General features: G+C 36.8%; 20 protein-coding genes and 4 pseudogenes. 11 read left to right on the top strand and 13 right to left on the bottom strand.

Features of this window, described 5'->3' with window-relative positions; translation table 11 throughout:
• The first annotated feature begins 209 nt into the window (after nt 1-209).
• Both D1839_RS18300 and D1839_RS18295 read left to right on the top strand, forming a co-directional pair.
• Nucleotides 210-2,225 carry an efflux RND transporter permease subunit gene (locus D1839_RS18300; protein WP_199690417.1) on the top strand — a complete coding sequence of 672 codons (2,016 nt, stop codon included), beginning with the start codon at nt 210-212 and terminating at the stop codon, nt 2,223-2,225.
• A 4-nt stretch (nt 2,226-2,229) separates the two neighbouring features.
• Entirely contained in the window at nt 2,230-4,056 is a 1,827-nt protein-coding gene (locus tag D1839_RS18295) for a YhgE/Pip domain-containing protein (protein ID WP_120381308.1), read from the top strand.
• Nucleotides 4,057-4,833: 777 nt separating this feature from the next.
• On the opposite strand, the gene D1839_RS18290 is transcribed toward D1839_RS18295, so the two are convergent.
• The 3 genes from D1839_RS18290 to D1839_RS18280 form a co-directional block, all read right to left on the bottom strand.
• The gene (locus D1839_RS18290; RefSeq protein ID WP_120381309.1) at nt 4,834-6,189 is read right to left on the bottom strand and encodes an alanine/glycine:cation symporter family protein; all 1,356 of its coding nucleotides are present in this window, start codon (nt 6,187-6,189) and stop codon (nt 4,834-4,836) included.
• 704 nt (nt 6,190-6,893) lie between these two features.
• Entirely contained in the window at nt 6,894-8,333 is a 1,440-nt protein-coding gene (locus D1839_RS18285) for an exo-beta-N-acetylmuramidase NamZ family protein (RefSeq protein WP_120381310.1), read from the bottom strand.
• Between the two features lie 674 nt (nt 8,334-9,007).
• Nucleotides 9,008-11,029, bottom strand: coding sequence for a glycoside hydrolase family 3 protein (locus D1839_RS18280; RefSeq protein ID WP_120381311.1), 2,022 nt, complete (start codon nt 11,027-11,029; stop codon nt 9,008-9,010).
• Nucleotides 11,030-11,920: 891 nt separating this feature from the next.
• Between D1839_RS18280 and D1839_RS18275 the strand changes: the two genes are divergently transcribed.
• Together D1839_RS18275 and D1839_RS21455 are read left to right on the top strand one after the other, a co-directional pair.
• Nucleotides 11,921-12,127: a DNA-binding protein gene (locus tag D1839_RS18275; RefSeq protein WP_120381313.1), complete on the top strand. Its 207-nt coding sequence runs from the start codon at nt 11,921-11,923 to the stop codon at nt 12,125-12,127.
• 2 nt (nt 12,128-12,129) lie between these two features.
• Nucleotides 12,130-12,186, top strand: coding sequence for a hypothetical protein (locus D1839_RS21455; RefSeq protein ID WP_353616267.1), 57 nt, complete (start codon nt 12,130-12,132; stop codon nt 12,184-12,186).
• Between the two features lie 53 nt (nt 12,187-12,239).
• Here the strand turns inward: D1839_RS21455 and D1839_RS18270 are convergent, their stop codons facing one another.
• The 3 genes and pseudogenes from D1839_RS18270 to D1839_RS18255 all read right to left on the bottom strand — a co-directional run bounded on the left by D1839_RS18270 (nt 12,240) and on the right by D1839_RS18255 (nt 13,826).
• Nucleotides 12,240-12,821, bottom strand: a complete 582-nt coding sequence (locus D1839_RS18270) for a YiiX/YebB-like N1pC/P60 family cysteine hydrolase (protein ID WP_120381314.1) — start codon at nt 12,819-12,821, stop codon at nt 12,240-12,242.
• Nucleotides 12,822-13,019: 198 nt separating this feature from the next.
• Nucleotides 13,020-13,369 (bottom strand): annotated as a pseudogene (locus D1839_RS21450) (phage holin family protein).
• A 244-nt stretch (nt 13,370-13,613) separates the two neighbouring features.
• Complete coding sequence (locus tag D1839_RS18255) at nt 13,614-13,826, bottom strand: hypothetical protein (RefSeq protein WP_120381317.1); 213 nt, start codon at nt 13,824-13,826, stop codon at nt 13,614-13,616.
• Nucleotides 13,827-14,236: 410 nt separating this feature from the next.
• Here D1839_RS18255 and D1839_RS18250 point away from each other — a divergent pair, with 410 nt between their 5' ends.
• Nucleotides 14,237-14,743, top strand: a complete 507-nt coding sequence (locus D1839_RS18250) for a DUF3189 family protein (RefSeq protein WP_120381318.1) — start codon at nt 14,237-14,239, stop codon at nt 14,741-14,743.
• 359 nt (nt 14,744-15,102) lie between these two features.
• Here the strand turns inward: D1839_RS18250 and D1839_RS18245 are convergent, their stop codons facing one another.
• Nucleotides 15,103-15,963 (bottom strand): DUF421 domain-containing protein, encoded by an 861-nt coding sequence (locus tag D1839_RS18245; RefSeq protein ID WP_120381319.1) that lies wholly within the window; start codon nt 15,961-15,963, stop codon nt 15,103-15,105.
• 153 nt (nt 15,964-16,116) lie between these two features.
• Between D1839_RS18245 and D1839_RS18240 the strand changes: the two genes are divergently transcribed.
• From D1839_RS18240 to D1839_RS21440, 3 genes and pseudogenes are all read left to right on the top strand, one after another.
• Nucleotides 16,117-16,380, top strand: coding sequence for a DUF4363 family protein (locus D1839_RS18240; protein WP_158589700.1), 264 nt, complete (start codon nt 16,117-16,119; stop codon nt 16,378-16,380).
• Between the two features lie 177 nt (nt 16,381-16,557).
• Nucleotides 16,558-17,138 (top strand): annotated as a pseudogene (locus D1839_RS21445) (polysaccharide deacetylase family protein).
• Between the two features lie 272 nt (nt 17,139-17,410).
• The gene (locus D1839_RS21440) at nt 17,411-17,632 is read left to right on the top strand and encodes a spore germination protein (protein WP_120381322.1); all 222 of its coding nucleotides are present in this window, start codon (nt 17,411-17,413) and stop codon (nt 17,630-17,632) included.
• Between the two features lie 355 nt (nt 17,633-17,987).
• Here D1839_RS21440 and D1839_RS18220 read toward each other — a convergent pair whose 3' ends face one another.
• On the bottom strand, nt 17,988-18,497 hold the full coding sequence (locus D1839_RS18220) for a hypothetical protein (protein WP_120381323.1): 510 nt from the start codon (nt 18,495-18,497) through the stop codon (nt 17,988-17,990).
• 48 nt (nt 18,498-18,545) lie between these two features.
• On the opposite strand from D1839_RS18220, the gene D1839_RS18215 reads away from it, so the two are divergent.
• Nucleotides 18,546-18,818 carry a hypothetical protein gene (locus tag D1839_RS18215; protein ID WP_120381324.1) on the top strand — a complete coding sequence of 91 codons (273 nt, stop codon included), beginning with the start codon at nt 18,546-18,548 and terminating at the stop codon, nt 18,816-18,818.
• A pseudogene (locus D1839_RS18210) lies at nt 18,758-19,083 on the top strand (transposase); the annotation flags it as partial. The gene D1839_RS18215 and the pseudogene D1839_RS18210, both read left to right, overlap by 61 nt.
• Before the next feature lie 567 nt (nt 19,084-19,650).
• Here D1839_RS18210 and D1839_RS18205 read toward each other — a convergent pair.
• The 3 genes from D1839_RS18205 to D1839_RS18190 form a co-directional block, all read right to left on the bottom strand.
• Nucleotides 19,651-20,160, bottom strand: a complete 510-nt coding sequence (locus D1839_RS18205; protein ID WP_120381508.1) for an ankyrin repeat domain-containing protein — start codon at nt 20,158-20,160, stop codon at nt 19,651-19,653.
• A gap of 26 nt (nt 20,161-20,186) precedes the next feature.
• On the bottom strand, nt 20,187-21,065 hold the full coding sequence (locus D1839_RS21155; protein ID WP_199690460.1) for an AHH domain-containing protein: 879 nt from the start codon (nt 21,063-21,065) through the stop codon (nt 20,187-20,189).
• A 559-nt stretch (nt 21,066-21,624) separates the two neighbouring features.
• Nucleotides 21,625-22,344 carry a hypothetical protein gene (locus D1839_RS18190; protein WP_120381507.1) on the bottom strand — a complete coding sequence of 240 codons (720 nt, stop codon included), beginning with the start codon at nt 22,342-22,344 and terminating at the stop codon, nt 21,625-21,627.
• 444 nt (nt 22,345-22,788) lie between these two features.
• Between D1839_RS18190 and D1839_RS18185 the strand changes: the two genes are divergently transcribed.
• Entirely contained in the window at nt 22,789-22,968 is a 180-nt protein-coding gene (locus tag D1839_RS18185) for a hypothetical protein (protein WP_120381506.1), read from the top strand.
• 189 nt (nt 22,969-23,157) lie between these two features.
• Here the strand turns inward: D1839_RS18185 and D1839_RS18180 are convergent, their stop codons facing one another.
• Nucleotides 23,158-23,598, bottom strand: a complete 441-nt coding sequence (locus D1839_RS18180; RefSeq protein WP_120381505.1) for an SMI1/KNR4 family protein — start codon at nt 23,596-23,598, stop codon at nt 23,158-23,160.
• Nucleotides 23,598-24,380 (bottom strand): annotated as a pseudogene (locus D1839_RS20955) (hypothetical protein); the annotation flags it as partial. The gene D1839_RS18180 and the pseudogene D1839_RS20955, both read right to left, overlap by 1 nt.

Raw genomic sequence — 24,380 nt, 5'->3', positions numbered from 1 at the left:
AAAATTATGTCATCTATGCCTCAAATGGATAATTAGCGCTTGACTTGAAGCATTACTTTTTATGCAACGCTAGTGACGTAAATTAGTAAACTGTTTGTTGTTAATACAACACAATGTATAATATAATAATAGATGGTTTCCAATTATTAAGCAAGAAGGAGTGAGCACTGATTGATTGGATAGAAAAAATTATCAAACATAAAAAAGCTGTGGTTATTACATTTATAATCGTCGCAGTAATTAGTACATTTGCGCAATTCGCAGTCTCTATAAACTATAGTATGGTAGACTACCTTCCGAAAGCTTCTCCATCGACTATTGCTATGGATACGATGGAAGAGGAATTTAATGGTGCAGTAGCGAATACACGCGTGATGATAACAGATATAAATATTCCAGAAGCATTAGCTTTCAAAAAAGATTTAAAAGCAATTGAAGGTGTTTCTGAAGTAACTTGGTTAGATGATGCAATCGATACGAAGACACCAATTGAAATGGCAGACTCAGGCACGGTTGAATCCTATTACAAAAATGGAAACGCGTTATTCTCCTTCCATATTGAAGAAGGAGAAGAAGTAAAAATAACCGATGCTATTTATCAATTAATTGGAGAAAAAAATGCAATGTCTGGAGAGGCACTCGATACAGCAACCTCCCAGAAAATGACCGGTAAAGAAACCATGTATGCAGCCGCATTACTCGTGCCGATCATTATCCTAATACTTATCCTGTCAACTAGGTCATGGGCTGAACCAGTCTTCTTCTTGACAGCAATTGGTATTTCTGTACTGATCAACTTGGGAACCAATATATTTATTGGTGAAATATCATTTATTACGCAATCCGTAGCTCCCATATTACAGTTAGCAGTTTCGCTTGATTATGCCATCTTCTTGCTACACAGCTTCGCAGATTATCGCAAGCAAACAGATTCTCCTAAAGAAGCAATGCAAATGGCGATAAAACGTTCATTCCCGGCAATCGCAGCAAGTGCTTCGACAACATTTTTCGGCTTTATCGCCCTCGCCTTTATGGATTTTGAAATTGGAGCAGATTTGGGGCTTAACTTAGTTAAAGGAATTGCACTTAGCTTTATTAGTGTCATGGTGTTCTTGCCTGCTTTAACATTAATGTTCTATCATTGGATTGATAAAACAGAGCACAAGCAATTATTACCTAGCATACGTAACGTTGGGAAAACACTGATCAAATTTCGTAGTCCTGCGTTAATAATTCTATTCATCTTGATTATTCCATCGTTCTTAGGTCAAAGTAAGACTAATTTTATATATGGTATTGGCGAACAACCTGAAGCTTCCAGAGCTTATAACGATGAAGCTGCAATTGAAGAAGTGTTTGGAAAGCTCACACCGATGGTCTTACTGTTGCCAAAAGGAGATATTGCAAAAGAGGAGAACCTCGTTCAAGAATTAAATAGTTTTTCAGAAGTAAAAAGCACTATCTCCTACGTGGATGCGGTTAGCCCAGTAATACCACCTGAATATCTTGAGGCATCGGTTACAGAACCATTCTTTTCAGATAATTACAGCCGAATTATTATCAACACGTCTGTAGACACAGAAGGTGAAGCAACATTTGCTTTTATTGACCAAATTAAATCACTCACATCGGATTACTATAAGGAAGACTACCATTTACTAGGTGAAAGTGTCACCTTATATGATATGAAACAAGTAGTGGAACATGATAATACGGTAGTTAATCTGTTAACTGTCATAGCCATTGCTATGGTGTTACTGATTACTTTCCGGTCCCTCTCTTTTCCGGTCGTGTTATTAGTTACCATTCAATCTGCTGTCTGGATCAATTTATCCATTCCTTACTTTACAAATACTCCACTCGTTTATGTAGGGTATCTCATTATTAGTACTGTTCAACTCGCAGCAACGGTGGACTACGCGATTCTTTTAACTGAAGCATACAAAGAAAACCGCAAAGAAATGCATGCGTTACCGGCAATTAAGAAAACAATCGATGAAAAAATCTTTTCGATTGGTGTTTCAGCTTCTATCTTATCCAGTGTAGGATTTATTCTATGGTTGACATCTTCGAATAAAATTGTCGCTTCTATTGGACTGTTGTTAGGAAGAGGTGCATTGCTGGCGTTTATCATGGTTGTGTTAGTACTGCCTGCACTTTTGATTGTGCTTGATAAAGTCATTGAAAAAACCACATGGAAAGCAAAATTTTATAAGGGGAAGTGATACGTTGCGAACTAAAAAGATAAGTCTGTTGCTAGTGGTTACTATACTCGTATTTGCGACTCTTCCTTCTCTCGTTTTTGCAAATGAAGTTAACGATACGAAAACCACAAAAAGTCAAGAAAAGACGGGAGATTATGAGTCGAAAGATGAAGTGATCTACGGAAATATGAATGCAAATGGAGGATTAGAAGAAATATATGTTGTCAATACCTTTCGGGTCACAGAACCGGGAAAAATGATTGATTATGGTAAATACAGTTCTGTACGAAATTTAACGAATCTGATCGACATAGAAAAAAGTAGTGGTAAGGTTCAATTCCAGGCAAAGGAAGAAGAGGAATTTTACTACCAGGGAAACTTGAAAAACAAAGCGCTGCCTTGGGACATTTCCATTACCTATTTACTCGATGGAAAGAAAATACAACCACAAGAACTAGCTGGTAAGAGCGGTTCATTGGAAATACAAATTTCTACTTCTAGTAATGACGAAGTAGATCCTGAATTCTTTGAGAATTACCTGCTGCAAATAGCAGTGACATTAGACCCAACGAAGTTTGAAAATATTCAGGCTCCTGAAGGAACAAAAGCAAATGCTGGTCAGAATAAACAAATAAACTTCACCGTCATGCCTGAACAAGAGGAAGACTACATTATCTCGGCAGATGTGTCTCAGTTTGAAATGGAACCGATTGAAATAAACGCAGCTCCTTACTCGATGGCGATGGAAGATCCGGATATAAGTGGCGTAACCGGGGAAATGCAGCAACTAGCTAACGCGATAAGTAAAGTTCATACAGGTGTTGGTGAGTTAAAAACAGGTGTTGCCGAACTAAATCAAGGTGCGCAGAAACTTAGCGATGGCTCAACAGAATATAAAAATGGAATGAATGAATTAAATCAGTCTTCTGATGATTTAATAAATGGCTCTACATCTATAAAAGAAGCGTTAGTTTGGATCAACGAAACCGTGCAGGAAAGCACAGGTAACGTAGATTTAGGCAAGCTACAACAATTATCAACCAACCTGCGCGAGGTAGCAAATGGGCTAGAAGAATCCGCAAAAGCTATGGATAGTCTTAAGCAAGACTACAGCAAAGCGAAAAGCCAATTGAATAAAGCAATGAACGGAATCCCGTCCTATGAGATAAGCGACGCACAGATTAATAAATTGTATGAAAGTAATGCAGATCAGAATGTGATTAAGCAATTAATAGAAACGTATCATGCAGCAAAGTCAGCCAAAGAAACATACAACCATGCCAAACGTGCATTGGATGGCGTGACAGGTGCATTGCAGCAGTCATCAGGTGTAACTCATGAAATGGCTGCGAATTTAAATCAAATGGCAGCTGAAATAGAGAAAGCAACCAAAACAATGAACGAGCTGGATGTTATCACACAAATCCAGAAAGGCATTGCCTCCTTCTCTTCCGACTACCAGGATTTCCATAATGGCTTAGTAAGCTATACGGAAGGAGTTAGTGAACTAGCTTCATCGTATCAAGAGCTGGATTCTGGGATACAAGAGTTAGCTGATGAAACTGCCGCTACGAGTGGAGGAGTAAATGATTTACACACTGGTACCAAACAGCTACAAGAAGCTACTAGTAATTTACCAAGGCAAATCCAACAGGAAACACAGGAAATGATGGAGAAATATGATAACTCCGACTATCGACCAAGCTCCTTTATTTCTGATCAAAACAAACATGTGGAAGTTGTACAGTTTGTCTTGCAAACAGAAAGCATTGAACTACCAGAGCAGGAAACACCTGAAAAACCAGACAAAGAAAAAGGGATTTGGGAACGATTTTTGGATCTGTTTCGGTAAGGGATGGTGGCTTGTGGTAATACCAAGGAGGCTAACTTTATGCATGATACTTTTAGAGCTTGCTACTCTATGTCCATAGATTACATCTACATTTAACGTCAACATCAGGATTCCAAGAACAAAAGCGCGGGGCTCCCGTGTAGCAACGTAAGCGAATGGAACGGATCAACGAAAAATAAAGTGAACCTCCAATCAGCGGTGTTTTCTTCCATCCCCGCTGATGGTTAGTACCACCAGGGTATGACCTAAAGGCCCTTGAACGAATCGGGGATTTAGGTCCTGTTACCTCCCACTGCGACTTGTTTTGCTTACTGCTTCCATTCTTAGACCGTGGGAATCTACAACACCTTTTTAGGGGATAAAGAAATCATGCCACTAAAAACAGGGGTATGCCGACGTCTGAGCGGCAAGTTAAGTCGGCCTTCCTCTTTGGGACGAACCGATGAGGTCTTATCGGAGGGCGTATTTCTAAAATCGCATCGTTGCTGCAATGAAGCCGGAAGTGAGTCGTCGATTATTTCGTTATTTATCCACAAGCACCTAATTTTTATCGTTTCCTATACAGTCATGAAAAATCCGAACTATCATTCGAAATTCTTCACTTGGAATACGAATGGTTCGGATTTTTTTATTCTACAATCACTCTTCTCTAACTTTTTCCAGACCCGTATATCAGGAGAGAGTCATCGCCTTTTTTATAAGAATATACCAAAAGCAGTCCATTCACTTAGCAAAATTAGTAAAATAGCAGGTACCTGTTGAAGCAAAACTAGGAAACTACGAAGCTGCTCGCTCCTGTTCTTCCTTAGCTTTCTTCTGGAAACGTTTTGTTTCATAAATAATGACACCCGACAAACCAAGCAAACCAATTAAGTTAGGAGCAGCCATCAATCCGTTTAGAACATCAGCCAACGTCCAAACTACATCGAGGGACGCAGTTGCACCAACGAAAATAAAGAGAACAAAAACAGTACGATATGCCCTAACAGCAACAGGGTTTTTGAACAAGTATTGGAAACACTTTTCCCCATAGTACCCCCACCCCAAAATGGTCGACGTGGCAAAAAACAATAATCCGATGGTAATAATATATGGACCTGCTCCTCCAAGTAAGGTCTCAAAAGCTGCTGAAGTCAATACACCCGCCTCGAGCGATCCATCTCTCCAATCACCGGACATGACAATAGTAATTCCAGTAATAGAACAAACAATAAACGTATCAATAAGAACCTGCGTCATAGAAACGAGTGCCTGTCTACCAGGTAAATCGGTTTTGGCCGCAGCTGCAGCGATAGGAGCAGATCCCAAACCGGCTTCGTTGGAAAATAGTCCTCGTGCAACTCCGAATCGTATCGCAGCTCCAATAGCCCCACCAGCAGCAGCTTCACCCGTAAAAGCAAACGTAAAAATCGTTCCAAGCGCTTCCGGAACAAGACTAATATTCATAATCATGACTATAATTCCAGCAAGAATATAAAATATTGCCATAATTGGAACAAAAAAAGCAGTTACACGACCAATCCACTTAATCCCACCTAAAATAACCATCCCAGCAAAAATAACTAATCCAATACCAGTAATCCAAAATGGAACAGAAAATGTATCATTCATTAAATCAGCGATGGCTTTGGATTGCGTTCCGTTGCCAATCCCAAAAGCTGCAAGAGCACCGAATACTGCAAACAGCACACCGAGCCATTTCTGTTTTAACCCATGTTCCAAATAATACATGGGGCCTCCAGCCATATTTCCCTCTGCATCTTTCACACGATACTTTACAGCTAAAATCGCCTCTCCATACTTCGTTGCCATGCCAAAAAAACCAGCTAGCCACATCCAGAAGATAGCACCAGGTCCACCCATCAGAACCGCTGTCGCTACCCCGACAATATTTCCAGTACCTACTGTTGCAGCGGAGGCAGTCATTAACGCCTGAAAGTGAGAAATATCCCCATCTGATTCTTTATCCTGATTCCTTGAAAAAGCAAGTTTTAATGCATAAGGCAATGAACGCACTTGAAGCGCTCCAAGTCTGATCGTCAAATACACACCAGTACCTACTAAAAGCACAAGCAAAGGTACCCCCCAAACAATACTACTAACCTGACCTAAAAATTTTTCAATCTGTGCCATAAGCATCCCCCTTCATTTAAAGTAATACCAGCTAGTCAAACAACTCTCTTCCTCCCTCTCGCAATCGGTCTTTGGTCTATCAAAAGTGGTGTGCTATCTTGCTTGTTTTTCTATTCTTAGTAAATCGAAAATTCTGTATTATGTCAAGAATGACTTTTCATAGAGAAATAAAGCAAGTTAACTAATCCAACATCTGTATTAACGCATATGATGCTAAATAGGATTGAAAAGCGGTTAGGTAGTTTACCTTTTTAGACATATTGGTAATATAACTTCGGAGATAAATACAAATAATCTAATACACGATAGAAGAGGGTTTTTCAGGGAGATTTTCATCCTCCTAGATAAGCGCACTACTTAGTAAGTGAAAAGAACAAAGGCGCAGGGCGCCCGTTTAGCAACGTAGCAACTGGAACGAAGCAACTAAAGTTTTAGAAATCATGCTCCTGCAACAGGAGTATGCCGACGTCGGGTGGCAAGCCCGTTTTTAGTCGGCCTTCCTCTTAACCACGAACCGATGATGACTTATCGTAGGTCGATTCGTGAAGTTGCCTAGTTGCTAGGCTCATGCGCCGGACGGGCTATTCCGTTGTATCGGTATCCCAAAACCAAAATTTTTATACTTTCTTATCTATCAAAAAATTCTAACTACTTGTCTTTGGGGGTCAAAATTTTTTATTGGGCTAGCTTGTCAATAGCGGAAATTAACCCCACTGTCCGGTCATGGATTCCGCCTCATCCATAAGTCTACGATACGCTTCCGCAGATAAATGGGCATTTTCATAGTGATGATTAAGCAACAATTTGAACCCAACAATATGTTTAGCGACTTTGTCAGCCGAACCATTATTTTCAAAGTGATCTACAACTGTCAAATGGCGCTTCAGTGCAACCGCTATATCGTCACTGGTAAAAACATCTTCATATTCATAATGTTCAACCATGGCGATCATTTTTTGCGCACTTGTTTTATAAAGAAGATAGGCTCTCCGTATCTTTTTAAAGTCTTCTAATTCTTGTTGCCAATTTTCGGTGATTGTTTCCACGGACACCCCATTCTCCATACTTTCACGAACCCAACCGTTGCCAATTAAGTGATCAAAAAACGAGACTCCCTTATTGTTCTCTTTTCGAAACTCAAAATCTTCCGGATACATATCATGGATAGTTTTTACGATGGTAAGACCTGTCTTTACAGGTTGATAAGTCGTTCTATCTGTTATATGAATTTGAATTCCTCCTGACAACTCACCGGCATGTTTCGAAAACTGCGGTGTAAAATAAGCGGATCTGAATTGTACTCCACGTAGACCGATATCATTCAACTTCTCAGCCAACTCGACACCGTCAATAAACGGTGCACCAATCAGTTCAAACGGTTTTGTTGTTCCTCTTCCTTCGGATACATTCGTTCCCTCCATTAGCGCTGGACCCGAATAGACAGTAGCTGTGTCCAATGTTGGTATATTCGGTGATGGAAGAACCCAAGAAAGTGTTGTGTCATCATAATACATGGAACGCTTCCAACCCATCATTTCTATAACCGATAAATCAGCCCCGATATCAAACTCCTCGTTAAATAAAAGAGCTAATTCCCCAACCGTCATTCCATGGCGTAGCGGAATCGGATACAATCCGACAAATGATTCGTAACTAGGTTCAAGCACAGGTCCCTCTACTTTTACACCACCAATCGGGTTCGGCCGGTCAAGCACGATAAACTCCACATTGTTTTCCGCAGCTGCTTCCATTGCATACGCCATCGTGTAAATATACGTGTAAAAACGCGTACCGACATCTTGAATATCAAACACCAACACATCAACACCGTCTAGCATCTCAGGTGTCGGCTTCCTCGTTTCCCCATATAGACTATAGACAGGTAATCCTGTTCTTTCATCCGTGTAAAATTCTACATATTCCCCAGCCTGCTCACTTCCACGAACACCGTGTTCTGGACCGTATAAGGAAACAAGATTAACATCCGGGTGGTGGTACAACACATCAACAATACTGTTTAATGATGGATCAACACCTGTAGGATTCGTGATTAATCCTACACTCTTACCTTGCAGCTTATCTAATTCTTCTTTAAGTAGCACTTCCACACTAGACGAAAAGTGTTCTTGGTTTGTTTGAAGCATGATTGCCTTCACCACCTTGACTTGCTGCTAATATAATCGCTAACAAAAGGACCACTGTAAGTGTAGTGATTTGTTTTATTTTCATCCGCTTTACCTCCAAAATATTTAAATCAATGAATTTATTACTGCAAACTGTGAGCTTGTCCCGCCAAACTTTATACTTTAAAACTATAAGTTACTGCACTTATTAATAGAGGATTCACCGTGATTAAAGATTTTGTGATCATCTCTTTCACCTATTTAGTATGAAAGCAGAAGGATTTTGGATAGGTTACCTTGACTAGACAAAAAAACGAAGGTGAAGTAGACTAGACAGAACATGGAATGGCTATATTATAAAAGGTAATTTTGTTAACAAAGTGCCTTTATGCGGAGAAGCGGGCATGATACCCTGTTTCAAGAGCCAAATATTTTATTACCTGGCTTTTTGGCGGATCACTCATGCCCGCCGAGGCTCCATGTCAAATCAATCGACTACAATTTTTCCCTTTGGCTATACCATCACCATTACATAGCGAGGCGCCTCGCTTTTCAGATAAGTTTTTATGAGAACTTTGACTAAGGCACATCAGATTTCTATTATAGGGATGTATTATTCATCAACGTCTACGGACTATTATCAAAGCAATTTTAAATATGTTATATCTCCCCATTGGATGACCAATCAAATAATCCTATGACCATTTCTCTATTAATCGATCTGTTTCCGTCATAAGATAATGATAAGCCTTCTCCGAAATCATCTCATTATCCTTTTGGTCATTAAGCATCTGTTTAAAACTGTTCAGATGCTTAACGACTTTTTCTGCTGCATGGTTCTCTTCATAATGACCTACGGACAATAAATGCGTATCTAATGAACGTGCCGTATCATTACTCCTAACCTCTCCTTCTTTTACAAGGTTCTCAACGAGTTCCCTCATACCATTAGCGCTTTCAGGGGTATGGATATAATCCAATCCATGACCATATTCATACAAATCTGGAATCGTAACGGGAAGTTGTCCGAACGGGTTAATTTCACCAATGATGGCCTTTGAAAGAGCCTTAAGCGAGGTATCCTGAAAACCATAAGTTGTCAAATAAGCATCTACTTCAGGAAATACCATTAAATCATAAGGGTTTCGTATGGCTGCGACAATTAGTGGTTTACCAATTTCCTCTATTTTGTGTACGAGTTGCTCTTGCGCTTCATTTGTGTTAGCCGTATAGGTTGTCACTATAACTACATCTGCTTCTTGCGCGTTTTTTACAGCTTTATTAATTTCATCTTCAGTTGGGCTTTCCTTTGTTACTAAGCCTTTTGCTTCCATCCCATGTTCGTTTAATAAGTTCATAAGCAAATCAGGCTTCGCCGATATTGGACCGGTAACGAACAGATTTTCCGTCCCTTGCAGCGGTAATATATTATTTTCATTTTTGACCAGTGTGATACTCCTATTAGCAATTTCTTCAGCCATTTGCAAATGTTCTTTTGTTCCAATATTTTCGACAGATTCGGGAGCCGCATATGGATTATCAAAGAGTCCATTTTCCATTTTTGCTGCTAAAATACGATAGACCGACTCGTCTAATCTTTTCTCATTGATTTCACCATTTTCAATGGCTTCTAGCATACTATTGAAAGCTAACGCTACATTAGGTGGATTTAAAAGGATGTCGGCTCCAGCCTTAAATGCCTCAACAGCAACACGGTCCTGTGGCACCACATTTGCTCCAGACATGTCGAGACTGTCTGTGATAATCAATCCTTGGAAATTCATTTCTTTGCGCAATAAATCCGTAAGTATTGGTTTTGAAAAGGTTGCCGGCAAACCGGAATTGTCTAAAGCGGGTACTACAATGTGTGCGGTCATAATGGAATCGATGCCTGCATTAATAGCTTCTTTAAAAGGTTTTAAATCCACTTCATGCAACGTATCTAGATCATGGTTAATAATTGGCAAACCGTAATGGGAATCAACATCCGTATCACCATGACCGGGAAAATGTTTTGCCGATGCCAAAATATTCTCTTCCTGATATCCTTTTACTTGAGCGTTACCAAGACGTGAAACTAAATGTGGGTTTTCACCAAATGAACGTACACCGATAACGGGATTTGCTGGATTCATATTGACATCAACAACAGGTGCATAATTCATGTTTATCCCTAGACTGCGTAATTCCTTGCCCAGAATACTTGCAGTTTCAGACGCATATCTCGCAGACCGCGTTGCACCAAGCGCCATATTCCCGGGAAAAACCGTTCCTGGACTTGCTACTCTTTGGATAATCCCTCCTTCTTGGTCCGTTGAAATAAAGAGAGGGATTTCAGAACGCTGATCAATTGCAATATCCTGCAAGCCATTGGACAGCGCATTCAATTGCTGTGCATCAAGAGGAATACCGATATTATCCGTCCAGTTAAAATAAATCACACCACCAATATAATACTTTTCGATAACCTCTTTGAAATTTTTCCCTCCACGATCATTCTTTAAATTGATTTGCTCATAATTCGTATCTGTTGGCGTCTTACCATAAACATGGACAATAAATAATTGTCCAATTTTTTCCTCTAATGTCATATTACGCATTTTACTAAGGATTAAATCTCTTTTTCCTTTCTTCTCTGCAGCAAGTGTATGGACCGTGAATAGAATTGATAAAATGATTAAAAACGAGAGAATAAACAGCAACTGACGATGCTTCATTTGTTACGCCTCCCTGGAATAATAGTTCTCACGTAAAACAGTCTATTGTTCGTTATACGTTTCCTCCTTTCTCATTAATCGCTATCGTTTACTCGTTTTGAAGGAAATGAAGAACAGAAGCTTTTTAAATGTTTGTATCATTATACTCAGCCTATCAAGATGAGCTATACGCGTCTATACAACTTTTGTTTTATTATTCAAAATTTTAAATATTTTAAATACCTTTTATCCTAGTACTTTTTTCGTTTTTTATTACAGAAAACTTAATGCTCTGGCATCCTTGTAGATGTCCATTTTATTGTACCTCGATCATTTATACCCATAAGTCGCACCACATCAGAACATTCGTTCTAATAATAGCGTAAATTAGAACAAATGCGCATGGTATTTTATGGAAAATGAAAAATCAACTCTTACTCATTTCGATTATAGATACAGGAGTCGGTTTGGTTTTTGGGAAAAAAGCCCTCAGAGTGAGAGCCAAGATTAATCATTTAAATTGTCTATAAATACTGTGCCTTCTCTGTACTTTTTAGCGAAATCCTCTGCATTAGGTAAGAAGTGGAGCGAGGCTATAGCTCTACCGTCTTTTTATTTCTAACAGCATAATTGTACCATCCCAAATCCTTTCTAGCGTACATTTGTTTTTTAGTTACTTTATCTATTACTACCGTGTTCTGCCATTTATTCGAATAACGTTTGACGGCTGAAAGTAAACTAAAAGTGGCTAATTTCCCATACTTTGTATGATGCACTTCATATTGCAGTACATTCACTTCCAAATGTTAAAATTTGTTCACCTATAGACTTTTCAATAACTATTGTATATAATCCATATATTTAGGATTATTTTGTTTATCATTATTTCCCAAAGAAAGGGGCAGTAAGAAATTGAAGTACCAGTTTGATTCAGATACAGATCTTCTTAAATTTTTAAATAAAAATTTACTATCGACTATTGAAACGGCTGAAGTATTAGGTGTATCTAAAGCTAGGGTTGGTCATCTAGTTAAATCAGGGAAATTACAACCTACAAAAGACCAACCTAAAATATTTTTAAAAAGTATTGTCCTGGATAAGAAGAAAGAATTAAACTAAAATTGGCCGGTCTAAGTCCAATACAATATCGAACCCAAGCCAGCCAATCAGTTGCATAATAAAAACTCTAACTTTGTGGGGTCACTACCATAAAGGAGTAGGCTTTTTAATATTATAAACTACCAGACACTTTATACATGTTTGGTAATCCCCTAAGGCTGTATGGAGCTACAATACCGTATTTATTAGGATTGACACCTAAATTATAGCCAGGACCATAATAATAGCTTTGCCAGACAAGTTTGCTGCAATATGTCTTATTTTTATTCTTAAGCGTCCACGCTGCTGATCCAGTTAAACTATAAGGAGCTATAAAAGTAGTTTTATTACCATAATACCTAGCGAAATCCATTGCTTTGTTTCCAGCTTTATTGGCTGCTGTTTTATGTTTATGTCTCCAGATTTCAGTTTTCGGATAATTACGTTTCCATGAGCTTAATGAAATTTTTTGGATAGGTTTACCTGGACCAGGAATATGCACAGCATAAAGTCTCCCATTTCCTGATCTACCTACTATTCCCGCATGACCAGCAAATTTAAAACTTGTACTACTAGTAATTAAAATGTCCCCTGCTCTGTAAGATGCCGCGCTTGCTTTACTAGTAAAGAACAACATAAAACCTATTAAAATTAATGCGAATACAAAAACAAACATCATCTTTTTCTTGAAATTTTTAACTGCAGTTATGCCCATAAGTTTCCCTCCTCTTCATTTTTGTTTAAACTCAGCTTTCCTCCTTTCCCATATTAAAATAATAGATTGTTTTTTCTATTTATCTATCAAATTAACCTTTTTTTAACAAAAATATTACAATTGATTGATTTACAGTTAATGACGATTTGTTACTTTTCTATAAAAAACAATTAAAAAACTAATTGAGTAACCTCCCATTTATGAATAGGACTTAGTATAGGCAAAGTTTAACCTACCTGCATTTTCAAAGATTGAGACCAACTCATTTACAATGTAAAAGTAAATAGTGGTCGTAATGACAAATGCCTCTATATCTGTTGCCTCAATCAGCACTAAATCAATCACATGCGCTATGGCAACCATGACAAAGGTAACTTTTTTAACAATGGCCCAAAGCCAACCCGACTTGATAACTTACCCTCATATACACTTGCTGCTATACCTGTTATATAATCCAATAATACTACTAAAGCTATTAGCGACACTGCCCAACCTCCATATAAAAATGCAACAACGACAGATGCAACTACCGTTGTTGTTTTTCCCATATTTAATAATCATGTCTATTATCATGTACCTCCTGTTTTTGATATGAACAAAGGCGCAGGGCACCCGTTTAGCAACGTAGCGAATGGAACGAAGCAACTAAAGTTTCAGAAATCATGGTGGGGCACGAACCAATGATGACTTATCGTAGGGCGATTCGCGAAGTCGCCTAGTCGCTGGGGGCTAGAGCCGGACGTGGCTTATTCGGTTATTTTATTATGTCAAAGTAATAAATTTTCTATTTTCTTATCTATTCTGTGCTTCATAATTTGCAATTTCTTCTTTCGAGGTGCTAATGTTCTGATCCCATGCTTCGACACTTTTTCCCTCATTTGTTTGCATAAAGGTCGTTACTTTATCCAGTGAATCGTCCATTTTTCCTAAAGCACGCTTATATTTCCGAAGTTCGTCAATAATATCATCTAAAAATCCATAGTTAATTTGTAAGTCACGCTTCACAAACTATCCCTCTTCTCCTTCTCCCTCGTTATGAAGACATTTCTGTTTTCTTCCTCTATATAAAATACAATGGTAAAATAACCCATACACCACGCGTCTTTTTTCCTTGTTTTTAAACAGGCGGTTTTTACTACTTAAACTTTGTTGGTCTTTATTAGAATAAATAAAAACACCATCTCTTGTAACTACTTTCATTTATAGCTACAGAAGAGGTACCGTTAATAAAAAACATATGATGTGCTCACTTCATTTTATCCATACATCAATAATGGATTCAGGCAGCTGTGTTGAAGTTAATTAAAATTGATTTATACATAATATATTTTTTAAAAGAAATAATATATACGTAGCACTTATGAAGAATAAAAATAAAAAAGAAAATAGCTTTAATTTATGAAAGGTTTGATATAATGATTTATATTTATAACGATTACGGAGGAACACATACAACATCATTGGCTGCTGCATATCACTTAAGAAAACTTCCCTCTAACAAAAAGCTGACTAAAGAAGATATTTTAAATGTTGATTATTTTAATAAATTAACCAAAAATGATTTTGGAAAACTTATTTTTCATGGAATTGATGAAGAAGGAAACCCTGTTTATACAGTTGGCAGAAAAAACAATAAATTAGTCGTTCCTGCGTTAAAAAATTTATTCCTATTATTACAGAGTAGATATAATTTTAATGAAAAAATCATTGTTTCTAACACCTCTCCAACAGTTCCTATCGCAATGTCAATCGGTGGCTTTCTTTCTAGAGGCTTAAAAATAGACTTTATAGGTGTGCCATTACTAATTATCGGTTCAAAACAATGCTGCAATCGTATTAATCAGTTAGTAGAACATACAAAGGAACATGCTCGAACAGTGGATAAACAAGTTATTATATTAGAGAATAAATCATTTAAATAAGTCGTGATGAAGGAGTTTGATGTCGTGGAATTTCCTATCTATACACACTAATTTGTGGGATCGCATGATCGCTGTAGCTGCTATTATAATCATTACACAGATTTTCAAATTATTATTCCCCGCCAATACTTTCCTACAATAGCTGGCGTTCTTGGATTTCTCATTTCTGTTTTTTTATAAGTCATAAGCATAATTTATGGGCAGGTTTATTTATGGGAGCATTTTATGGAGCGGCTGCTGTTGGTACATACTCATCATTAAAAACATCGTGGATTGCTTGTGAAGAGAAACGTCTTAAAAAGCCGTCAAAAATAAGTACTAATCCCTACTCAACTGGACGATCAAATATTTTCTAAACGTTATTTTAAATAAGGTGAAATTTTATCTAACATTTTTTGCAAATTAATGGCTTGTTCTGAGTACATTTGCTTTGCTTCAGAATTTTCAGTTTGTAAAGCGTAGTTTTCCAAATCTGCTTGGGCTTTTTTTAACGTGGCTGCTATCAAAGGTTTTTCTTCCACTACTTGCTGTTTCCCTTCCTCTTCATATAAATCTACATATACGTTGCCTTTTGAGTCCATTTGTGCGAAAAAAACTTCATTAAATGAGCTTGCGCCTTGTTTTTGCACTTCTCCTAACAACCACCCTTTAGAATACCCTAGCTGTTTTAAACTCCTGTTCAGTATTTGGCCGTCCATGATAAGGATGGTTGGTCCATGTTCTTCCTCAATAGAAAGTCCTAAAGAGTGTGGGGTTACTGGTTGTTCTTTGGTTTTTAACATCACACTTAACTTCCCATTTGTTTCAAGCACAGCCATTTCTACATCTGATACTTTAAAGGTACCTTGCTCTCTTAATAACATCATTAATTCGTTTATTGTTAAAAAATTTTTCTTCATATTTTTTTCCAATATTTCTCCATTACGTATGATTACGACTGCTTTGCCATCCGTTATTTTGGAAAACGTAATGGACTTTAGACCTAAGTAAGCTAATGCTATTGGAAACAGCCCCCATATGGTTAACGAGACTAAACCATTGGCAATTTTAACGTTTTGATCTACTGACATTGTGGCTGCTATTGAACCAATCGTTATTCCTACAACGTAGTCAAAAAATGTGAGCTGTGAAATTTGTCTCTTTCCCATAATTCTTGTAAGAAGTAATAATAAAAGAAATGCTGTTACCGAGCGTATTAGAATTAATATAAGTTCTGGCATATTTTTTCCTTCCTCTTGTGCAAGCTTTTTATATTATTGGTTAAAGTAACAATAAAAATACGTTCGAAAGGTCCGGAAAAAATGAAAAAATTATTGATCATTTGTTTAACTACGTGCATGCTTTTAGGTTGCTCCCAGAATCTAGGTGGTAGTGTGTTTTTCAATCACATTGAGCAGATCGACGGATCGATCCAACAAGGGGATTGGAATAGTATAATAATTCAAACAACAGAACTTAAGGAGCTTTATCAACGTAATAAATGGAAAATACAGCTACTAGGTGACGAAGGAGAATATGAGGGACTATACGGAAGCATCAATAGACTAATTGTTGCTTCTCATGAAAAAGATGTTATCAATGCCCGTTTAGAATTAGCAACTGTTAAAAGTTTTTTAGAGGACATATATTCCTTATAGGAAAAAATCTGTTCATAATTATTTAATGTGGACAGAGAGCGCCAATGTATAAATGGTATCTATTTATTTTTTAATCGGAGTATCACTCATACCAATGGATATAAAGCTTCAACAAAAGATAGAACATACTATGAAAATGCAGGTGATGTCATCTGGGAAGTCGATACGGAAGAAAAAATGGTAGCCTTAACATTTGATGATGATCCAAATCCTGCCTACACTTCTCGCATCCTTGATATTCTTAACGCCTATAATGCAAAAGGAACATTTTTCGTGCTGGGGTCCATGGTTCAGAAACATCCAGGACTGGTTTACAGGCAATTCTTGGAAGGACATGAAGTTGGAACCACACTTTTCATCACACCATAAACAGAGAAAATTCACATCAAGAAATAAAGGATACATCGAATATCATTGAAGAAATTACAGGTCAAAAGCCTAACTATTTCGGACCAGTTGGCGGAAACTACAATCAATCGGTAATTAATATCTCTAAAAACAATGGCCTACAAACCATTTTATGGTCGTGGGACCAAGATCCCAAAGACTGGAGCGGAAAAAATTATCCTGCTATTATTCGCCATGTAGTTCACAATTTATCTCCAGGCGATATCATTCTATTTCATGATTCAGGTGGCGACAGAACTAAAACTATAAAAGCTTTACCTTACATTTTTGAGCATTTAAAAGAAAATGGGTATAAAAGCATCACTGTATCCGAAATGATTAAACTTAACACCAAACATGATTTTGAATAAAATACGTGATTTTGTCAATTTCCGCAGTTCGTCTAAAATGTTTCATTTGTGGTTTGTTACTTTATCAGAAATATCTAAATAGAAGTCACAATAGTTTTTTTATTACGGATATCCTTATTATCCTAATGATGAAAATCACCTTAGTCAACACCAGCTTATTAGTTATGTAAAAAAACGATTAAAGAGTGCACATAACAAATATTTTATTAATCTAGACACATATAACACAAAAAATCCATAAGCTAAAAATAAACATTGAAAAGGTGAGAATCATGCCCTCAATTATTAGGTCTGTAAAAGTTAATCGTGTTGGAATACCCGGAATTATAAATTTCGGTAATTCCTTTTATGTAGCTCCAAAAAGTGCTTCAGATACAAATACCGGTTCTGGATCGTTAAATACTGGTGATTTTATAAATTCAAATAGCGGCTTCAGTTCTACAAACTCCTACGATGCAGATGTAAATGACAAAAATATGAATTCTAATATGTAATAACTTCACTAACTGAAAATTACAAATTTATTACAGAATTAGTTTTCTCATAAATCGCTTTATTAGTCTAGTTACCCATCATATAGATGCAAAAATGCCTAAAGGCTATGGCTGGGTTCGAGATCCTAAAAAAGCAGCTATAAGGTATATAATAAAACAACGTTTAATATAGTTAAGTTGATTAAGAAGTTGTTTAAATAGTCTAGCTCTCTGTTGGTATAGAGAGCTTTTTCTTGTATGTTATCCACACTTCAATAATATTTTCTATAGATAAAATTGCCCCATATAATTACCTACCAATACTAGCGCTTCCCTTAGCATCTTCATTATAATACTAATCTCTTTATTTAATAAATTAATTTGTAGGAGGAACCGGAGGATTGATATTTAAAGGAGTTGGATTTTCACAACGATTTTGATTAACATCAGTAAAGCAACGATCTTTGGATTTAATAACCGGCCGAGTAACAGTGATCACCGTACGCAATATAATTTTAACTCTGGCAATATCTGTAGGACCCAGTGTTATTAGTGCGGGTATTATTGCGTTAGGTAGTGGCTGTACGATAATCGCTTCAACCTGAAGTGAAGATTCAACTGCTCTATCTTCAGGACACACTCCTGGACAAGTTGTTTCCTTTTGAAATGGAATGTTGGCCGATCCTAAGCGTGTCCCCCCTACAAAAGAGGTTGCAGGAACATATCCTATGTTAACGACCATATCTTTAAGGGGAATAATATTTTGGGAAATGCCACTTGAATCGACTGTAATTGTCAAACTAGGAGTTAATGTTCCTTCAGGACCAATCTCAATAGGGATAGGTAATAAGGCAAGAGGGATATCCAATTCTGCTACTTTTTTCACTTCTTTTACGCATATTACATTATCAACTACAACGGAAACGTTCTGACATTGATCTTGATTTATAGCATTTTTAATTTTGAAATAGAAATTATTTACACTAAATTAATGAGCTTTTTACAAGTTAAGGAAAAAAATATTAATTTTACTCTAGATGAGGGGGATGTTACTCTAGATTCCACTCTTTTAGACGAAGATGGCAATAAACACATCAAAAAGTGTAATGTTCTAATTGACGAAGCTAATAAAGATAGTGTAAAAGCAAAAGAAACGCGGGAAAAAAGCATCCTATTATTATTCGATCCTGGGAACAAAAATGGTTAGAATTAACCGCCTATTTCAGTTACCCTAGGGAAATTAAAGAATTATATACACGACGAACATTATTGAAGGGTATCATAGACAACTTAGAAAAGTCACAAAAACAAAATCTGCTTTCCCGTCTGATGATGCATTAAGAAAAATGGTATATTTGGCAACCATGGATATTACTAAAAAATGGACTATGCCAGTACAAGGATGGAAAGAATGTATATCACAGCTAGCCATTCATTTTGGAGAACGTCTAGAAACCGAACTTGCATTATAGCTGTAGTTTGGTTCCTGCTTGACATGGAGACTCTGCGGGCGTGATGAATTGGCGATGGAGATACCTTTAAAGAACAAGCTATCGCCAACGAAAAAGCGAGCGTATCACGCCCGCTTCTCCACGTAAAGCCTATATATTTTATTGTGTGCAATTCCCATTTACACAAAATGGTTTATACTCCCGTTCTATGTTACCAAAATGTTATCACGGCTATATTAATCCTTCACAAACCTTGATATATCAAGTGTTCAGGGGGCAGATCACATCATGCCGCCCATAATTGATATTGTTTCTCCGCATTACTTCTTATTTCTTTTCACCTAAAAAATGCACTTTATAAAAACAAAAACACTATTGTTTTTCATCGTATTTCATTCCGTTATTTCCATCGGTTATTTTTATGTTATTTTTTAAAAAATAACAACTCGTTACTATTTTATTCTCAGATCCTTTGTACAGCTATAATGAGTTCTCTTTTTCACGCAGGTACACTTATTTCCTTCATATATTAAAAAGAGCACTTGCTATCTTTTTGACAGTCAAATGCTCTATTCCTCTAGAGTTATCTTATAATCTTTCATCCAACTTCTGTTTTAGATATTCAGCAATTTCTGTTTGACCTCTCTCAACCGCAAACGCGTATGCATCCATATCTTTCATGTTTTCACCAGAATATTTTATCGATATATCAATACCGTTCTCTACCAATAATTTAACAATTTCAAGATTGCCACCGTATATAGCAGCAAATAAAGGGTTTCTATCAGGCTCACTAATATCCATCTCTATGTTTTTGTTAATGAGGTATTGGACAATATCTAGATGACCCTTGCTAGCCGCTCTTTCCAGAGCATTGGTAGAAAAAGTTCCACCCTCTGAATTAACGTCTAAACCAGCTTTATTGAGATATTCAACGATTTCTAACTCTCCATGAGCTGCCGCTATATGTAACCACGTACCGAACGGTGTAACCCATGTCAACATCTCTGGTTCTTCTTTAAGCAGCTCTTCTACAATATCGAGTTGACCGTTTTTAATGGCTTTTCTGATATCTTTTGCAAGTATATTTTTATCCATTTTATATTTCTCCTTGAAATTATTTTTTATCTTCTGGAAGCAGCTTGCTTTCCAAGATCCTCTAACATTTCAATCATATCATCTAGATCTGCACCAGCTGCATCCACGGCTTTTAACTGGTTCACGACATTCTCTAAAGCTGCAATGCTATGTTGCCCAGCAACCCTATTTGGTGCCCACACTAGGTTCTCTTTACCTATTAAAGGTTCAATGCCATACTTCCGTAATATATCTTGACCTTCTTGAACAAGTTTTTGTTGAGCATCGCCTAGACCTTTTTTGAATAAGATATGGTGCGCATGAGGATCCACCATACCAGCTGGAGGACCACCTATTAATCCCCGTAGATACTTTCCAAAATCAATCTTTATTAATGCTTCATCATATTCTTTACTAATACCTAATTCAGACATTCTTTTTCTAATCTCTGACAGCTCATCTACATTAAATGTATTATTTTGAATTTCATTCTTAAGCTTATTCATTTTAACAGCGTCTACATCACCATTAACAATTATATCATCTAGATAATCATTTACTGTACTCCCCGTTCCCTTAGCCTCTATCTTTCCCCCTCCGCCATTCTTCACGGCAAACATCTGCGGACGAATATCACCAAGGGGTTTCCATCTCATGCCAGCTGTCGGAATTGTAGAATCTCCAGTCGACAATTGCTCTCGATAGAAAACAGGCATTTTCACTTTAGCCATTCCAGCTTTAGCTGCCTCTATCTTTTTCCGATAATAATTACCACTAAAAGGCTTTTTGTCTAATAATTTCGGCGCTTTTCTTGCTACGCCTGCTCCTAGCTTGGCAACGCCTGATGCTCCCTTGACCGCCCAACTACCTGGTATTAAGGCAGGAATGGTCGCACCAGTAACGTACATAACACCTTCACTTTCCACGGTGTTGTCACCGTATTGACCCAACGGATGCGGAAAAAGAAGCAAGCGAGATCAATCGATATCTTATATCATAAACTGCATAGCTATTCTTTTTATATCCGTCCATACTTTCCATTTCATATCTTAGTATGAACAGCTAAAGATAAGACTAAAAGCGGATATCGTCTAAAAACGGTGAGTAGACCACGCATTTGTAAGTTAAACCTATACAGCCACCTATATCCGAGTACAGAAAAAGAAGCCGTCCTCAAAATGGAAGACGACTTCAAAACAGCAAAAATTATTGAGTTTAAAAATGCATAGTTTTGCATTAAGAAAAGAAATTTCTTACCAAGATTCTTGCCACGCTTTTTAAATCCCTGTCACATCAACGCTTATAAGCATTTGATGGAGACGGTGGGAATCGATTGAATGGTTAAGTTTTAGTGTTGTAAATAACATATAAGTCTTACGATTAAAGGTTTTGGCTTACGCATCGTACTAAAATTTAAGTCTATAATGTTAATCAATTCTTACCATATTCTGACCATAAAAGAGAAGGTTTTTATTCCTTCTCTTTTTATAAATTCCATATTTCTTTCTGTGCATTAAATTCTTCAACGGTTGAATCGTTGAGATATTCTTCATCTACTTCAAATTGAATTGTTTCAAATAAATCCACAATTTTTCTCATATCGCTTTCTATGTAATAGTTTTTCCCGTCATGCTCATAACTGACGCCAAAACATTTGTTTAAAAACCTTACAAGCGGAAGGTATTCGTTTTCTGTAAAAGTAGGGTTATCACTGTTCATAGGTATGTCCAATAAATTAAATAGTTCTTTTACTTCTTTTTTAAAAGGTTCGGGTGTCCCATCCACTAATTCATATGTAGTATACTTGCCTTTAATTTCTTCTGGGATTTCTTTAGCGGACATATAATCTTCTATTTTCTTTTTAATTTTCGTGTACTCGTCAGTCTCACTTGACAAAGTCTCTTCCTTTCCACCTAGTAAAGCTTGAGTCCACAGATTTTGAATTTCTGAAACAATAGCTTTCTCTAAATCATTCATTTCGTACACTTCTTCATTCTCTAGTTTAAATTGCCCTAATTTATACTTATCATTAAATTTATTGTACAAATTAAATTGTTCCTCGTCTGCATCCCCGTTTTTATCATAAACTTCCTTTGATACTTCTTCTATTTGTTTATAATCTTTCCTAATATCTTCATGCACTAAATCTTTACCGCAAGCGCTTAAAATAATTAATAAAAAACTAAGTACGATAACTTTCTTCATATATATTTCCCCTCCTATCTTACTACATATTACCATATATAAATTAATGGTACTATAAGAGGATATTCGAAAAAATATTTTATAAAAATCTTCAAAATAGCTTGACTTCATATACTATCGATAGTATAATAGGAGTATAGAAAGGAGGTGACAAAGTGGATGACTTAGGAAGAATTATAGCCCTAACAATTTCGATTCTAACTGTCCGTCAGATTTGGCTGACCTCACGGAAAACAAAGTTAGAAATCAAAAAGTTAGAGCTAGAAAACAGAAGAAAGAGGCGAGGGGGTTAATACCCCTCTCTCTACCCTAAGTATACCACAAACTATATGGATATATTAAACCTAATGATAATTATAGTGTGGATAATTGCTGTACCTTTGATCATACGCTATCTGTTTTTGAGCCTTAAGAAAAAACGATTAGAAAAGGAGAAGAAACGACTTGAAGAAAAGCAATCAGACAGAAGCAAATAAGCGCTGGCAAGAAAAAAATAGAGAGAAAGCCCGTTATTTAAGAAACCGCTCTACAGCACGAAGCTTTATCCGTAAGCAGGCAACTATGGAAGATATTGCAGAATTAAAACAGCTTATACAGGAACGAGAACAAGCGTTAAAGGAGTGAGCCTGCAATGAAATTTGGCATGCGAAAGCCTAACCTTAAAAAGCGCATCAGCGTAAGCGTCAGTCAAATAACCCCCACCTGTTTTCGGGTGGGGATTTGGTTCATACTTTGATATGGATATAACCACTGTTCCAGACCTCGGTTCCAAGCAGCTTGTAAATGAAAATGATCACTTACAGAATGTTTTCTTTAATTAGCTAGTAACTCCAAGTAATATTTATCATTTTTTTCTATCTTTCTTAAAAACTCTTCAAGAGAAGTAGCAATTTGAATATCATAATAGTAAACTGCACTCCTATTATTTTCATTCAATTCTATTGACATTAAAGCTGATTCGCTGCCTTCAAAAAATATAAGTTTGTTGTTCTCAAATTCATCATAGATTTCTATGTCGGGATAAAACTCAAAATCATTAACTCTTAATCGAAAATCTCTTACTGAATACGGGTCCATCACACGATTAATATTAAACTCTGAACCTTTAATAAATCCGTAGCCAACCTCTATATAAAAATTAACTAACTCCTTAGGAAATTTTAAACCAAGTTCCTTCTCAACCTCTTTTATTTCGTTTTCAGTCACTGGATAAAAACTATTTTTTTGGTTCGCCTTAATAAATTCATAACTCATTATTTTTTACCTCCTTTAAATAGTGTATTTGCTGGTGAACCTGTTCCATGAATACCAGCTTGATGCTCATTTGGGAATTTTGCAGGGTGGATATTCCACCATTCATGTTCTCCTCCAAAAGTATTTTCAATTATATGATGAGCATCATACTTATCTCCATGTTTCCTAATTATTTTACCTGTTTTTTCTGAAATAACATTTTCATTATACACAGGCCACTTTTGCCCAGTGTTTTCTTCCCACTCTCTAATTACTTTATTTTTTACTTTATCAAATTCTGCCCTATGCTTAGCTGTTTCTATTGGTGACATTTTTTTATATTCTTTATTTCTTAAGGCCCCTTTCAATTTCTCTAGTTGATTTTTAGGTAACTCTCTACCTGTTCGACCTTCTATATCTCTAATATATTTTTTTATTGTTTCAGAATCAATTTTATTACCCGCACCCTTAGTTTCTACCCTCTCCCCTTCGCCATTCTTCATATTAACCATCTGCGGATTGACGTGACTTTCAAGATCTTTATCTCTAAGTATAAAGCTTGCTCCACCAGTTGAAACTGCATATTTCTCACCAAAAGAGAACATATCTGCTATTTTAGCCATTTCGGCTTTTGCTGCATCTATCTTTTCCCGATAGTAATTGCCGCTAAAAGGCTTTTTGTCTAATAACTTCGGTGCTTTTCTTGCTGCGCCTGCTCCTAGCTTGGCAACGCCTGAAGCTCCTTTGACAGCCCAACTACCTGGTATTAATGCACCAACGGCTGCTCCAGTGGCGTACATAAC

Origin of the sequence: Roseburia sp. 1XD42-34, assembly GCF_009917385.1 — a bacterium.
Classification (GTDB): domain Bacteria; phylum Bacillota; class Bacilli; order Bacillales; family Amphibacillaceae; genus Virgibacillus.
This window is presented reverse-complemented; position numbering and strand designations above follow the sequence as displayed.